Source organism: Streptomyces sp. NPDC026206 (genome assembly GCF_040638465.1).
Lineage (GTDB): Bacteria > Actinomycetota > Actinomycetes > Streptomycetales > Streptomycetaceae > Streptomyces.
Map to the genome: position 1 here is coordinate 147,778 of NZ_JBEZYL010000012.1, position 14,426 is coordinate 162,203.

General features: G+C 70.4%; 10 protein-coding genes. 6 read left to right on the forward strand and 4 right to left on the reverse strand.

Annotated elements, in window-relative coordinates; genetic code table 11:
* Positions 1–22 precede the first annotated feature (22 nt).
* Entirely contained in the window at positions 23–2,707 is a 2,685-nt protein-coding gene (hrpB, locus tag AB0F13_RS18845; RefSeq protein ID WP_362083055.1) for an ATP-dependent helicase HrpB, read from the forward strand.
* A 71-nt stretch (positions 2,708–2,778) separates the two neighbouring features.
* On the opposite strand, the gene AB0F13_RS18850 is transcribed toward hrpB, so the two are convergent.
* The 4 genes from AB0F13_RS18850 to polA all read right to left on the reverse strand — a co-directional run bounded on the left by AB0F13_RS18850 (position 2,779) and on the right by polA (position 6,965).
* The gene (locus AB0F13_RS18850; protein ID WP_362083058.1) at positions 2,779–2,970 is read right to left on the reverse strand and encodes a hypothetical protein; all 192 of its coding nucleotides are present in this window, start codon (positions 2,968–2,970) and stop codon (positions 2,779–2,781) included.
* Positions 2,967–3,989 carry a DUF3068 domain-containing protein gene (locus tag AB0F13_RS18855; protein WP_362083061.1) on the reverse strand — a complete coding sequence of 341 codons (1,023 nt, stop codon included), beginning with the start codon at positions 3,987–3,989 and terminating at the stop codon, positions 2,967–2,969. The genes AB0F13_RS18850 and AB0F13_RS18855 overlap by 4 nt, the downstream gene beginning before the upstream one ends.
* 17 nt (positions 3,990–4,006) lie before the next feature.
* Positions 4,007–4,141: an SPW_0924 family protein gene (locus AB0F13_RS18860; RefSeq protein WP_362083064.1), complete on the reverse strand. Its 135-nt coding sequence runs from the start codon at positions 4,139–4,141 to the stop codon at positions 4,007–4,009.
* Between the two features lie 166 nt (positions 4,142–4,307).
* Entirely contained in the window at positions 4,308–6,965 is a 2,658-nt protein-coding gene (polA, locus tag AB0F13_RS18865; protein WP_362083138.1) for a DNA polymerase I, read from the reverse strand.
* A gap of 213 nt (positions 6,966–7,178) precedes the next feature.
* Between polA and AB0F13_RS18870 the strand changes: the two genes are divergently transcribed.
* The 5 genes from AB0F13_RS18870 to AB0F13_RS18890 all read left to right on the forward strand — a co-directional run bounded on the left by AB0F13_RS18870 (position 7,179) and on the right by AB0F13_RS18890 (position 14,424).
* Entirely contained in the window at positions 7,179–9,467 is a 2,289-nt protein-coding gene (locus AB0F13_RS18870; RefSeq protein ID WP_362083067.1) for an FdhF/YdeP family oxidoreductase, read from the forward strand.
* A gap of 66 nt (positions 9,468–9,533) precedes the next feature.
* Complete coding sequence (locus tag AB0F13_RS18875; RefSeq protein ID WP_362083070.1) at positions 9,534–10,007, forward strand: PaaI family thioesterase; 474 nt, start codon at positions 9,534–9,536, stop codon at positions 10,005–10,007.
* A gap of 344 nt (positions 10,008–10,351) precedes the next feature.
* Positions 10,352–11,569, forward strand: a complete 1,218-nt coding sequence (locus AB0F13_RS18880) for a branched-chain amino acid ABC transporter substrate-binding protein (RefSeq protein ID WP_362083073.1) — start codon at positions 10,352–10,354, stop codon at positions 11,567–11,569.
* Between the two features lie 141 nt (positions 11,570–11,710).
* Positions 11,711–12,640, forward strand: coding sequence for a branched-chain amino acid ABC transporter permease (locus tag AB0F13_RS18885; protein ID WP_362083076.1), 930 nt, complete (start codon positions 11,711–11,713; stop codon positions 12,638–12,640).
* Between the two features lie 5 nt (positions 12,641–12,645).
* Entirely contained in the window at positions 12,646–14,424 is a 1,779-nt protein-coding gene (locus tag AB0F13_RS18890) for a branched-chain amino acid ABC transporter permease (protein WP_362083141.1), read from the forward strand.
* Positions 14,425–14,426 lie beyond the last annotated feature (2 nt).

A 14,426-nucleotide genomic window follows, 5' to 3' on the forward strand; every position in this document is an offset into this window, starting at 1 on the left:
CGGCCTCGGCGAGACTGGTCCCGTGATCCGTACCGACGCCCTCGAACAACTGCCTGTACGCACCGCGCTGCCCGCGCTGACCCGCGCGCTGGACGAGCACGGCGCGGCGGTCCTGTGCGCTCCCCCCGGCACGGGCAAGACGACTCTGGTTCCCCTGGTCCTCGCCGGGCTGGTGGCGGGCGGCGGCCAGGGCGCCACCGGGTCCGTACGCCGCGTCGTGGTCGCCGAGCCGCGCCGGATCGCAGCGCGGGCCGCGGCACGACGCATGGCGTGGCTGCTCGGCCAGGACGTGGGCGGTGCGGCCGGCACGGTGGGCTTCACCGTGCGCGGCGAGCGGCGGGCAGGGCCCGCGACCGTCGTCGAAGTGGTGACGACCGGTGTACTGCTGCAACGCCTCCAGCGCGATCCGGAGCTGGCCGGAGTCGACGCCGTCGTGCTGGACGAGTGCCACGAGCGGCATCTGGACGCCGACACGGCCGCGGCGTTCCTGCTGGACGTGCGGGCCGCCCTCCGCCCGGAGCTGCGCCTGGTCGCGGCCTCCGCCACCACGGACGCCGAGGGCTGGGCACGGCTGCTGGGAGGGGTGCCCGTCGTCGAGGCGCGAGGCGTCTCGCACCCGGTGGAGGTGGTGTGGGCGCCGCCGGAGCGAGCGGTGCGGCCGCCGCACGGAATGCGTGTGGACCCCGTGCTCCTGGACCATGTGGCGGCCGTGGTGCGGCGGGCGCTGCGCGAGCGGGACGGGGACGTGCTGTGCTTCCTTCCCGGCGTCGGCGAGATCGGCCGGGTCGCGGGCCTGCTGGGCGGCCCCCGGTCGCTGGACGGCGCGGAGGTGCTGCAGGTCCACGGGCGCGCCCCGGCCGCCGTGCAGGACGCGGTGCTGGCGGGCGGCTCCGCGGGGCGCCGGGTGGTGCTGGCGACCTCGGTGGCGGAGTCCAGTCTGACCGTGCCGGGCGTACGGATCGTGGTGGACGCCGGCCTGGCCCGGGAGCCGCGCATGGACCATGCCCGGGGGCTCAGCGCGCTCACGACCGTACGGGCGTCCCGGGCCGCCGCCCGGCAGCGCGCGGGCCGCGCGGGCCGCGAGGCGCCGGGAGCGGTGTACCGCTGCTGGGCGGAGGCCGACGAGGCGCGGCTGCCGGCGTTCCCGGCGGCGGAGATCACGGTCGCGGACCTCACCGCGTTCGCCCTGCAGACGGCCTGCTGGGGTGACCCCGACGCCTCGGGGCTCGCGCTGTTGGACCCGCCGCCGGCCGGCGCGCTGACCGCGGCCCGCGCGGTGCTCGCGGCCACCGGCGCGACCGGCCCGGACGGCCGCCCCACCGACCGGGGCCGGCGGATGGCCCGGCTGGGGGTGCACCCGCGCCTCGCACGCGCCCTTCTGGACGGCGCTGGGGAGGTCGGCGCGCGCCGGGCGGCGGAGGTGGTGGCGCTGCTCAGCGAGGAACCGCCCCGGGAGTACGGCGATGATCTGGCCGCCGCCTGGCGTACGGCGCGGCGCGGCGGCGACGCCTACGCCGCCCGCTGGCGCACGGAGGCCCGCCGACTGGAGAACGCGGCCCGCACCGCCCTGGCCGGCGGGGCGGACGAGGGGGCGGCGCCCCGGGGCGGTGAGGCTTCCGGGCCCGCGTCCTGGCAAGAGCGCGCACCCCGCGACGAGCGAAGGCGCGGGGGCGCGCACGACGATGTGAGCGGCGCGTCGGGCGAGCGGGAGGCTGCCGCGCACCCCGATGACGCCGTTGCCGGCCTGATCGCCGCGCTGGCGTTTCCCGAGCGGGTGGCGCGGGCGCGGGACGAGGGCTCGTTCCTGATGGTGTCGGGGACGGGGGCGGAGCTGGGGGAAGGTTCGCGGCTGCGCAGTGCGCGGTGGCTCGCGGTGGCCGTCGCCGACCGGCCCGTCGCGGCCGCGTCGGCGCGGGTGCGGCTTGGCGCGGTGATCGACGAGGGTACGGCCCGGGCGGCGGCCGGGGCGCTGTTGACCGAGGGCGAGGAGGTGCACTGGTCGCAGGAGCGCGGGGATGTCGTGGCGCGGCGGGTGGCGCGGCTGGGCGCGGTGGAGCTGGCCACGAGCGCGTTGACCTCGCCGGATCGCGGGCTCGTACGCGCGGCTCTGGTGGAGGGTTTGCGGCGCGAGGGAGCGGGACTGCTGCGCTGGGGCGCGGAGGCGGAGTGCCTGCGGCAGCGGCTGGCGTTCCTGCACCGGGAGCTGGGTGCGCCGTGGCCGGACGTGTCGGACGCGGCGTTGCTGGCGCGTGCGGACGAGTGGCTGGGCCTGGAGCTGGACCGGGCGCGCAGGCGCGTCGACCTGGAGCGGGTGGACGCGGGCAAGGCGCTGGAGCGGCTGCTGCCGTGGGCGAGCGGGGACGCCGCGCGGCTGGAGGAGCTGGCGCCGGAGCGCATCGAGGTGCCGAGCGGCTCGCGGATCCGGGTGGACTACGGCGGTGAGCAGCCCGTCCTGGCTGTCAAGCTGCAGGAGCTCTTCGGTCTGCGGCAGACGCCCCGCCTCGCGGGCGGCCGCGTCCCCGTGCTCGTCCATCTTCTGTCGCCGGCGGGCAGGCCGGCGGCCGTCACGGCGGATCTGGCGTCGTTCTGGCAGGAGGGCTACCGCTCCGTACGGGCCGACTTGCGCGGCCGGTATCCCCGGCACCCCTGGCCGGAGGACCCGTCCACGGCCGTGGCGACGCGCCGCACCAACGCGCGCCGCCCGTAGGACACGCCCGGCGCGCCGCCCGCCGTCCGGGGGCTCGCCGTGCCGGGGGAGGTGATCGCCGTGTCAGGGGATCAGGGCAGGTAGCGCTCGACCGCCGCGGCCCCCTTCTCCTCCATGAGGCGCTTGGCGCGCTCGATCCGTTCCGGTGTCACGTCTCGGCCGGAGGCCATGACCAGGTCTTCGGGGTCGTAGGGCCGCTCGCTGCCGGTGTACAGCCGGCGCGGCCGGGACGTGGTGGACTCGTCCTCGGGACTCTCCTTCACGGCGAGCCTCCTCTGCTCAGCGCCCCCTCGTCGGGGGTCGGCCGTTCGGGTTTCCCTCCATCGTGTGCCACTTCGGCAGCGGGCGCACGACGATCTCGCGCTTCGAGGGCGAGGGAGAGGGCCAGCAGCGCACCGCCGAGGGACAGCAAGCCCCAGGGCAGATAGGCGGTGAGCAGGAGGACCAGCTGTCGTTGCGACTTCACCATTGCGACCGTGTCGTCGACGTAGTCGGGCCGCATCTTCACATGGCCGGCGAAGGCGGGGATCGGTTTCTTCTCCGGGTGGCCCGTCCAGCGCATCTCCTCGCGGTGGACCTCTTCGCCGTTGACGGGCGCGCCGGTGGTGGGGTCGACCCAGAACATGCGCCGGGTGGAGTACCAGCGCTCCAGGCCGAGCTGCCGGACGGTGTCGGGGGTGATACCGAGCGGCAGCGTGCGGGGCAGGGGGACCTCGGTCCAGGGGATCGTCTGCTCGAAGTAGTAGACGTCCAGGCCGTGGAAGGTGCGGGTGCCCTTGTAGTGGATGGGCGCGGAGGTGCGGGTCATCAGGTCGAAGTAGCGGTAGTCGCGTTTTTCGACGAGGAAGGGCCACTTGTACTGGATGCCGTCGCGGCGCACCGGGGTGCCGTCGACGTGTTCGCCGCCGGCGTGGACGGGCTGCTGGCTGTGGGCGTCGAAGACGTAGCGCTCGGGTATGCGGGAGACCATCGCGCCGTCGGGTCCGGCGGCGTAGGAGAGGGTGTCCCAGACGACGACGTCACGGCCGGTGGCGGCCTTGACTTTCCGTGCCTCTTCCACGTTGCCCTTGAGGGTCTGCACCATCGTGAGGCGCGGGACCTGCCGGGGCTGGAGCGTGCTGTAGTCGATGAGGGTGGCGTCCTTCGCCTCCAGTACGACCGTCTGGTAGCGGCCGGCCGGGACCTTGGCCAGCCGGGGGAAGGCGTACCAGCGCAATAGGGGGGACAGGGCGGTGAAGAACACCGCGAGGCACAGCAGCACCAGGCTCGCTCTGCGGCGCATTACGGGGCCCGGCCCGCTCAGGGGTGGGCGGGGGCGGAGGAGAGCAGGGGCTCGGGCGAGGTCTCGCCTTCGGGCGGGCCGATGGCCGTGACGGCGAGGACAAGGGTGAGGGCGGCGGCCAGTCCGATGGCCGCGGCGGCCAGTGCGCGCATGCGAAGCCTCCCGGCAGGGTTCCCCTTACCTGACGAGGCGTCAGGGGTGGGCACGGTAGCAACGCACGCCGCAGATGAGAACCACACCGGCCCTTCTCCCCCCTCCGGGCAGGAAAGGGAGACAAGGGCCGGATGCGACAAGAGGTGCCTACGAGATCCGCGGGCGTCAGTGCGCGGCGGACTCCCAGTCCCTGCCCACACCCACCGACACATCCAGCGGGGCACGCAACGACACGGCCCCCGCCATCTCCCGGCGGACCAGCGCCTCGACCTTCTCGCGCTCACCCGGCGAGATCTCCAGCACGATTTCGTCGTGCACCTGCAACAGCATCCGGGACGTGAGCGTCTCGGCCGCCAGAGCCTCACCCACCCGCAGCATCGCGATCTTGACGATGTCGGCCGCGGTGCCCTGGATCGGGGCGTTCAACGCCATCCGCTCGGCCATCTCACGGCGCTGACGGTTGTCACTGTTCAGATCGGGAAGGTAACGGCGACGGCCGAGCATCGTCTCGGTGTAGCCCGTGGCACGGGCCTCCTCGACGGCACGCTGCAGATAGTCGCGCACCCCGCCGAACCGCTCGAAGAACGTGTCCATCAGGCGGCGCGCCTCGTCGGGCGCGATGTTCAGCTGCTGCGAGAGACCGAACGCCGACAGACCGTAGGCCAGACCGTAGGACATGGCCTTGATCTTGCGGCGCATCTCCGGGTCGACCTCGCTCTTGGCGACGCCGAACACCTGGGAGGCAACGGTGGTGTGCAGGTCCTCACCCGAAGCGAACGCCTCGATCAGGCCCTCGTCCTCCGACAGATGAGCCATGACGCGCAGCTCGATCTGGCTGTAGTCGGCGGTCATCAGGGACTCGAAGCCCTCACCGACGACGAAGCCGCGCCGGATCGCCCGGCCCTCGTCCGTACGCACCGGGATGTTCTGCAGATTCGGATCGGTGGACGACAGCCGGCCCGTGGCGGCCACCGTCTGGTTGAAGGTGGTGTGGATCCGGCCGTCGGGAGCGATGGCCTTGATCAGGCCCTCGACCGTGGAACGCAGCTTGGACTGCTCACGGTGCCGCAGCATGATCACCGGGAGCTCGTTCTCCGTCTGCGCCGCGAGCCAGGCCAGAGCGTCGGCGTCCGTGGTGTACCCGGTCTTGGTCTTCTTCGTCCTCGGCAGGCCCAGCTCCCCGAAGAGAACCTCCTGCAGCTGCTTGGGCGAACCCAGGTTGAACTCGCGGCCCGCCGCCGCATGCGCCTCCAGCACCGCCTGCTGCACCGCGGCCGCGAACTGCTGCTCCATCCGCTCCAGCCAGCCCCTGTCGGCAGCGATACCCGCCCGCTCCAGGTCCGCCAGCATCGCACTGGTCGGCAGCTCCACGTCCGTCAGCAGCTCCGCCGCACCCACGTCCTTGAGCCGGCCGGTGAACGCGCCGCCCAGGTCGAGCACCGTACGGGCCCGGCCCATGAGGGCGTCCGCCTCGGCCTGTTCGTCGGCACCGAAGGCCAGCTGGCCGTCGCCCGCGGCCGCCGCCGCCAGCTCACGGCCCAGGTACTCCACCGACAGCGCGTCGAGAGCGAAGGAACGCCGGCCGGGCTTGACCAGATACGCCGCCAGGGCGGTGTCCATGCTCACGCCCTCGACCGACCAGCCGTGCTCGGCGAAGACCCGCATCACGGACTTCGCGTCATGCATCACCTTGATCCGCTCAGCGTCCGCGCTCCACGCGGCGAACGCCCGCTCGTCGGCCTCGTCCAGCTCGGCGGGGTCGAACCACACGGCCGGACCCTCGCCCGTCGCCAGCGCGATCTCGCTCACCCGGCCACTGCCCAGCGACCAGCTGTCCACCATGGCCACGCCCAGCGGGCCGGTGCCGTGCCCGGCCAGCCACGGCGCCAGCTCACCCGCACCCAGCACCACACCCTCGACCTCGGCGCCCGCCTCAGGAGCGGCCTCCTCGGCGGACTCCCCACCGGGGTCGGCGGCCAGCAGCCGGTCCCGCAGACCGACGTTACGGATCTCCAGCCGCTCCAGGAACGACACCAGCTCCAGCCGGTCGTACGCCTCACGGACCAGACCCTCAGGGCCCGTGGACAGCTCGACGTCACGCACCATCTCGGTCAGCCGGCGGTTGAGCTTCACCGCCTCCAGGTGCTCCCGCAGATTCTGCCCGGCCTTGCCCTTGACCTCTTCCACCCGCTCGACCAGCTCCGCGAACGAACCGAACTGATTGATCCACTTCGCGGCGGTCTTCTCCCCCACCCCAGGGATGCCCGGCAGATTGTCCGACGGGTCGCCGCGCAGCGCCGCGAAGTCCGGGTACTGCTGCGGCGACAGACCGTACTTCTCCACGACCTTCTCCGGAGTGAAGCGCGTCAGCTCCGAGACGCCCTTCGTCGGATACAGCACCGTGACCGAGTCGCTCACCAGCTGGAACGAGTCACGGTCACCCGTGACGATCGACACCTCGAAGCCCGCCGCCTCGGCCTGCGTGGCGAGCGTGGCGATCACGTCATCGGCCTCGAAACCGTCCACCGCGAACCGCGGCACACTCATCGTGTCGAGCATCTCGCCGATCAGCGCGACCTGCCCCTTGAACTCGTCCGGGGTCTTCGAACGCGTCGCCTTGTACTCCGGGAACTCCTCCGAGCGCCACGTCTTGCGCGAGACGTCGAACGCCACCGCGAAGTGCGTGGGCTGCTCGTCACGCAACGTGTTGGCCAGCATCGACGCGAAGCCGTACACCGCGTTCGTCGGCTGACCACCCGACGTGGTGAAGTTCTCCGCGGGCAGAGCGAAGAACGCCCGGTACGCCATGGAGTGCCCGTCCATCAACAGCAGACGGGGCCGGCCTCCCTCCGCTGCTGCCTCGGTGCCGGTCGGTTCGCTCGTCTTCGATGCCTTTGCTGCCACATCCCCGATCCTGCCACGGCCCACTGACAATCCCGGCCACGGAACCCTCGGCCCCCGCTGTCGGACCCCCATGACAGGATCGGCACCGTACGCACACACCCGCGTACCACCGACCGCTCAAGGGGGAGCGAGATGGCAGGCAAGCCGCCCACCGGCGATCCCGTACAGGACGCACCCGACGTCACCGCCCCGCAGCACGCCGCCGCCGGGCTGCCCGCCATCGCCCACACCCTGCGCATCGCGCAAGAACAGATGGGCGTACGCCGCACGGCACTCACCCTCCTCAAGGTCAACCAGAAGAACGGCTTCGACTGCCCCGGCTGCGCCTGGCCCGAGCCGGAAAAGCGCCACACCGCCGAATTCTGCGAGAACGGCGCCAAGGCCGTCGCCGAGGAAGCCACCCTGCGCCGCGTCACCCCCGCCTTCTTCGCCGAGCACCCCGTCACCGGCCTCGCCGGCCGCAGCGGCTACTGGCTCGGCCAGCAGGGCCGGCTCACCCAGCCCATGTACCTGGCCGAAGGCGCCGAGCACTACGAGCCGGTGACCTGGGAGCGGGCCTTCGACATCATCGCCGAGGAACTGACCGCCCTCGCCTCCCCCGACGAAGCCGTCTTCTACACCTCCGGGCGCACCAGCAACGAAGCCGCCTTCCTCTACCAGCTCTTCGCCCGCGAGTTCGGCACCAACAACCTGCCCGACTGCTCCAACATGTGCCACGAGTCCTCCGGCTCCGCACTCACCGAGACCATCGGCATCGGCAAGGGCAGCGTCCTGCTGGAAGACCTCCACAAAGCCGACCTGATCATCGTCGCGGGCCAGAACCCCGGCACCAACCACCCCCGCATGCTCAGCGCCCTGGAAAAGGCCAAGCACGGCGGCGCGAAGATCATCACCGTCAACCCGCTGCCCGAAGCGGGCATGGAACGCTTCAAGAACCCGCAGAACGCCCGCGGACTCGCCGGCGGCGGCACCGCCCTCACCGACCTCTTCCTGCAGATCCGCCTCGGCGGCGACCAGGCCCTCTTCCGCCTCCTCAACAAACTCGTCCTCGAGACAGAAGGCGCCGTCGACACCGCGTTCGTCCACGAGCACACCCACGGCTTCGAGGACTTCGAACGCGCCGCCCGCGCCGCCGACTGGGACCGGACACTGCAGGCCACCGGCCTACGGCGCGAAGAGATCGAAACCGCCCTGCGCATGGTCCTCGCCTCCGAGCGCACCGTCGTGTGCTGGGCCATGGGCCTCACCCAGCACAAACACGCCGTACCCACCATCAGGGAAGTGGTCAACTTCCTGCTCCTGCGCGGCAACATCGGCCGCCCCGGCGCCGGTGTCTGCCCCGTACGCGGCCACAGCAACGTCCAGGGCGACCGCACCATGGGCATCTTCGAACGCCCCGCCCCCGCCTTCCTCGACGCCCTGGAAAAAGAGTTCGGCTTCACCCCGCCCCGCCACCACGGCCTCGACGTCGTACGCGCCATCCGCGCCCTGCGCGACGGACACGCCAAGGTCTTCTTCGCCATGGGCGGCAACTTCGTCTCCGCCACCCCCGACACCGACGTCACCGAAGCCGCCGTCCGCCGCGCCCGCCTGACCGTCCACGTCTCCACCAAGCTCAACCGCTCACACGTGATCACCGGCGCACGGGCCCTGATCCTGCCCACCCTCGGCCGCACCGAACGCGACCGGCAGCACAGCGGCGAGCAGTTCGTCACCGTCGAGGACTCCATGGGCATGGTCCACGCCTCACGCGGCCGCCTGCAGCCCGCGAGCCCCCACCTGCTGTCCGAACCGGCCATCGTCTGCCGCCTGGCCCGCCGCGTACTCGGCACAGCCGGCAGCACACCCTGGGAAGAGTTCGAAAAGGACTACGCGACCATCCGCGACCGCATCGCCCGCGTCATCCCCGGCTTCGAGGACTTCAACACCCGCGTCGCCCGCCCCGGCGGCTTCACTCTCCCCCACGCCCCCCGCGACAGCCGCACCTTCCCCACCTCCACCGGCAAGGCCAACTTCACCGCCGCCGACGTCGAACACCCCCACGTGCCGGAAGGCCGGCTGCTGCTGCAGACCCTGCGCTCCCACGACCAGTACAACACCACCATCTACGGCCTCGACGACCGCTACCGCGGCATCAAGAACGGCCGCCGCGTCGTCCTCGTCCACCCCGACGACGCCCGCACACACGGCCTCGACGACGGCTCCTACGCCGACCTCGTCAGCGAATGGACCGACGGCAGCGAACGCCGCGCCCCCGGCTTCCGCGTCGTCCACTACCCCACCGCACGCGGCTGCGCCGCCGCCTACTACCCCGAGACCAACGTCCTGGTCCCCCTGGACCACACGGCCGACACCAGCAACACCCCGGCCAGCAAGTCCATCGTCATCCGGATCGAGCCCAGGACCGATCAGGACAGTTGACGCCGGGACGTTCAACCGAAAAAACTTCGCCACACAACGACCAAGGGTGATCGGAGCACACGAAGCATGGGCGAGCAGAGCAAGACCACGTTCCCGCAGGACATCCTCGACCAGTGGGCCGACAGCGGGCTCGACCTCACCGCCCTCTTCTCCGCCGGACACCTCGGCGAACGCATGAGCGTCCACATCGTCGAGGCCTCCCCGGAACGCGTCGTCGGCACCATGCCCGTCGAAGGCAACACCCAGCCCTACGGACTGCTCCACGGCGGCGCCTCCGCCGTCCTCGCCGAAACCCTCGGCTCCGTCGGAGCGATGCTCCACGGCGGCCCCGGCCACATCGCCGTGGGCGTCGACCTCAACTGCACCCACCACCGCGGAGTCCGCGCCGGACTGGTCACCGGCACCGCCACGCCCGTCCACCGCGGACGCACCACCGCCACCTACGAGATCGTCGTCACCGACGAACAGGACAAGCGCGTGTGCTCCGCCCGCCTCACCTGCCTCATCCGCGCGGCCGCCGACAGCACTTCCGCCGCCTGAGAAAACCGCCCCACCACCAGGTCTGCGCCGCCCCGGGACTTCCCGCAGGGCGGCGCAGGCCTACTCAGCGCGACCTATAGGGTCAACTCTGTTAAACAAACGCCCCCTGAGTGACCTACGTCATAACAAGACAGTCACATCATGGCCTGCACCTCTGCCCCGCAGTGCCGCACACCCCTAGAGTCACGGCCATTCACCACCCCGCCGGGCGGTTCGCACTCGCTCTCCGCGACTCTCTCGAATTCCCCGTTCCGCCTTGCCCTTCCTCCCCGCCCGGCGGGCGATACGGCACCTCCGCAGCGAGGGCCTCGCCAGGGAAAGGAAGCACCGTGCGACACCATTCCTTGCTCATCCTCACCACCGCGGTCACCGCAGGAGCCCTCACCCTCAGTGCCTGCGGGTCGCGCGACAACGACGCAGGCGCAGGCAACGGCGAAGACAAGAAGACCACCGTCACCATCGGCCTCGACGCCCCCCTGACCGGCGACCTCTCCGCACTCGGCCAAGGCATCAAAAACTCCGCCCACCTCGCGATAACCAACGCCAACAAAACCAAAGAAGTCCCCGGCATAACCTTCGAACTCACCCCCCTGGACGACCAGGCCCAACCCACCTCCGGCCAGCAGAACGCCACCAAACTCGCCGGCGACAAAAAAGTCCTCGGCATCGTCGGACCACTCAACTCCAGTGTCGCCCAGTCCATGCAACAAGTCGCCCAGGCCAACAACGTCGCCCTTATATCCCCCGCCAACACCACACCCGACCTCACCCAGGGCAAGGACTGGAAACAGAACAACCGCAAGCGCCAGTTCACCACCTACTTCCGCACCGCCACCACCGATGAGGTCCAAGGCGCCTTCGGCGGCCAATACGCCTACGAACAAATCAAAGCAAAAACCGTCTACGTCATCGACGACCAGAAAACCTACGGCACCGGCCTCGCCGCCGCCTTCTCCGCAAAATTCACCTCACTCGGCGGCAAAGTCACCGGCACCGAACACGTCAACCCCGAGGACCGCGACTTCAAAGCCATCGTCTCCAAAGTCAAGAGCGCCAACCCCGACCTCGTCTTCTACGGCGGCGAATACCCCGCCGCCGCCCCCCTCAGCCAACAGCTCAAGGACGGCGGCGTAAAAGTCCCACTCATGGGCGGCGACGGCATGTACAGCGCCGACTACATCACCCTCAACAAGAAATCCGCCGACGACTACGCCACCTCCGTCGGCAAGCCCGTCGAACAACTCGACTCCGCCAAAAAATTCATCGCCGACTACAAGGCCGCCGGCTACAAGGACCGCTACGAGGCCTACGGCGGCTCCACCTACGACGCCACCTGGGCCATCATCCAGGCCGTCAAGGCAACCGTCGCCGCGAACGGCGGCAAACTCCCCGACAACGCCCGCGCCAAAATCGTCGAAGCCCTCAACAAGGTCACATTCGACGGCGTCACCGGCCCCGTCTCCTTCGACCAGTACGGCGACACCACCAACACCATGATCACCGCCTACCAGGTCGACTCAGCAGCATGGAAAGCCCGCCACAGCGCCGAATACAAGCGCTGACCCCAGCGCCCACGCGCCCCCGCACACGCACACGCGCCCCCGCACACGGCGCCCACCCACGGCCGGGCCGTACGACACCACCCACCCCGCACGGCCCGCGCCGACCGCCCGTACCCCTTCCCATCCCACGGAGGCCCGGCGGTGCACGAACTGCCGCAACAGCTGGCCAACGGACTCATCCTCGGCGCGATGTACGGACTCATCGCGATCGGCTACACGATGGTCTACGGCATCGTCCAGCTCATCAACTTCGCCCACGGCGAGATCTTCATGGTCGGCGGCTTCGGCGCACTGACCGCCCACCTCATCCTCCCCGACGGCACCGGCCTGCTCCTCGCCCTCCCCATCATGATCCTCAGCGGCATCCTCGCCGCCGTCGCCGTCGCCACCGCCGCCGAACGCTTCGCCTACCGCCCCCTGCGCGGCGCCCCCCGCCTCGCCCCCCTCATCACCGCCATCGGCCTGTCCATCGCCCTCCAGCAAGCCATCTGGAAGTGGTACCCCGACGCCAAAAAAGCCCGCGTCTTCCCCCAATTCAAAGGCGAATCCCTCGACATACTCGGCGCCACCGTCCAACGAGGAGAAATCTTCCTCCTCATCGCCGCACCCCTGTGCATGATCACCCTCGGCCTCTTCGTCGCCAAAACCCGCACCGGCCGCGGCATGCAAGCCACCGCACAGGACCCCGACACCGCCAAACTCATGGGCATCAACACCGACCGCATCATCGTCATCGCCTTCGCCATCGGCGCCGCCTTCGCCGCCATCGCCGCCGTCGCCCACGGCCTCAAATACGGCCAAGTCGACTTCCGCATGGGCTTCATCACGGGCCTCAAAGCCTTCACCGCCGCCGTCCTCGGCGGCATCGGCAACATCTACGGCGCCATGCTCGGCGGCGTCGTCCTCGGCGTCGCAGAAGCCCTCGCCACCGGCTACATCGAGGAGATCCCCGGCATGACCCAATTCGGCGGCGGCTCCTGGAAGGACGTCTGGGCCTTCGTCCTCCTCATCCTCGTCCTCCTGCTCCGACCACAAGGCCTCCTCGGCGAACGCGTCGCGGACCGGGCGTGATCACCATGACCGACACCACCCACACCACCCAGCCACACCGCCCCCTCATACCCCTCCCCACCCGCAGCGCCCGCCTCACCACCATCACCGGCGCCACCCTCACCATCATCTCCACCTTCCTCGCCTGGACCTGGACCACCAAATTCCCCGGCAACCTCACCGTCAACGGCTACCCAGGCGGCCTCCAAACCCTCACCCTCACCGGCGCCGCCCTCACCCTCCTCTACGCCCTCGCCGGACACCCCACCCGCGGCCTCCGCTGGCTCACCCCCGCCGGATCCACCGCACCCACCACCCTCCTCGCCCTCGCCACCCTCACCACCACCTGGTACACCCTCGGCGCCATCACCACCGACCTCGGCGGCCTCGCCAACCTCGAACCCGGCGGCTTCATCGCCGCAACCACCACCCTCATCACCCTCACCGGCGCCCTCGCCCTACCCCCCGACCAGCCCTACGACGACCACGACGGCACCCGCCCACCCACCACCTGGCGCCGCCTACGCCACACCCTCACCACCGGCCGCCCACCCCGCGCCAAAACGATCCCCACCTGGGCCGAAATCCTCATCATCGCCGCCGCCTTCGCCCTCGGCCTCTACCTCTTCAGCTACGGCATCGACACCGAATACGGCGAACTCTTCGTCGGCTTCCTCCTCCTCACCGGCATCAGCCTCGCCGCACTCAGCCGCGCCGGACTCACCACCCGCCTCAGCACCCTCACCGCCAAAAACCGCAACACCACCCTCACCGCAGCCTTCATCGCCGCCGCCTGCTTCCCCCTCACCCAAACCAACGACGCCTACACCAACCTCGCCACCAGCATCCTCATCTTCGCCACCGTCGCCCTCGGCCTCAACGTCGTCGTCGGCCTCGCCGGACTCCTCGACCTCGGCTACGTCGCCTTCCTCGGCGTCGGCGCCTACGCCGCCGCCCTCGTCTCCGGCTCCCCCGAATCCGCCATCGGCGTCCACTTCCCCTTCTGGGCAGCCATCCTCACCGGCATCGGCGCATCCCTCGTCTTCGGCGTCCTCATCGGCGCCCCCACCCTGCGACTACGCGGCGACTACCTCGCCATCGTCACCCTCGGCTTCGGCGAAATCTTCCGCATCACCATGCTCAACCTCAACGGAAAAACCGGCCCCGACATCACCAACGGCGCCATGGGAATCCCCAACATCCCCGAACTCAACATCCTCGGCTTCGACTTCGGAAAAACCCACCACATCCTCGGCACCCCCATCGGCCGATTCGGCAACTACTACCTCCTCATGCTCCTCGCCACCATCGTCGTCGTCCTCGTCTTCCGCCGCGCCACCGAATCCCGCATCGGCCGCGCCTGGATCGCCATACGCGAAGACGAAACCGCCGCCACCGCCATGGGCATCAACGCCTTCCGCCTCAAACTCCTCGCCTTCGCCCTCGGCGCCGCCCTCGCCGGACTCGCCGGCACCATCCAGGCCCACGTCATCACCACCGCCACCCCCGACCAATACCAATTCGCCGGCACCGTCCCCCCCAACTCCGCATTCCTCCTCGCCGCCGTCATCCTCGGCGGCATGGGCACCATCACCGGACCCATCGTCGGAGCAGCCCTGCTCTACCTCATCCCAAGCAAAATGGACTTCATGCAGGACTACCAACTCCTGCTCTTCGGCCTCGCCCTCATCCTCCTCATGCGCTTCCGCCCCGAAGGCCTAGTCGCCGACCGCAGAAAACAACTCGAATTCCACGAGGACGCCGTCCCGGCCGACGGCGCGCCCCTCACCAAGGCGGAGGCGTAACC

Coding starts and splice junctions, on each gene's coding strand:
- AB0F13_RS18860 (WP_362083064.1), bottom strand. CDS start 4,141: ATGCGCGCACTGGCCGCCGCGGCCATCGGACTGGCCGCCGCCCTCACC.
- AB0F13_RS18870 (WP_362083067.1), top strand. CDS start 7,179: ATGGCAGGCAAGCCGCCCACCGGCGATCCCGTACAGGACGCACCCGAC.
- AB0F13_RS18875 (WP_362083070.1), top strand. CDS start 9,534: ATGGGCGAGCAGAGCAAGACCACGTTCCCGCAGGACATCCTCGACCAG.
- AB0F13_RS18855 (WP_362083061.1), bottom strand. CDS start 3,989: ATGCGCCGCAGAGCGAGCCTGGTGCTGCTGTGCCTCGCGGTGTTCTTC.
- AB0F13_RS18890 (WP_362083141.1), top strand. CDS start 12,646: ATGACCGACACCACCCACACCACCCAGCCACACCGCCCCCTCATACCC.
- polA (WP_362083138.1), bottom strand. CDS start 6,965: ATGGACGGGCACTCCATGGCGTACCGGGCGTTCTTCGCTCTGCCCGCG.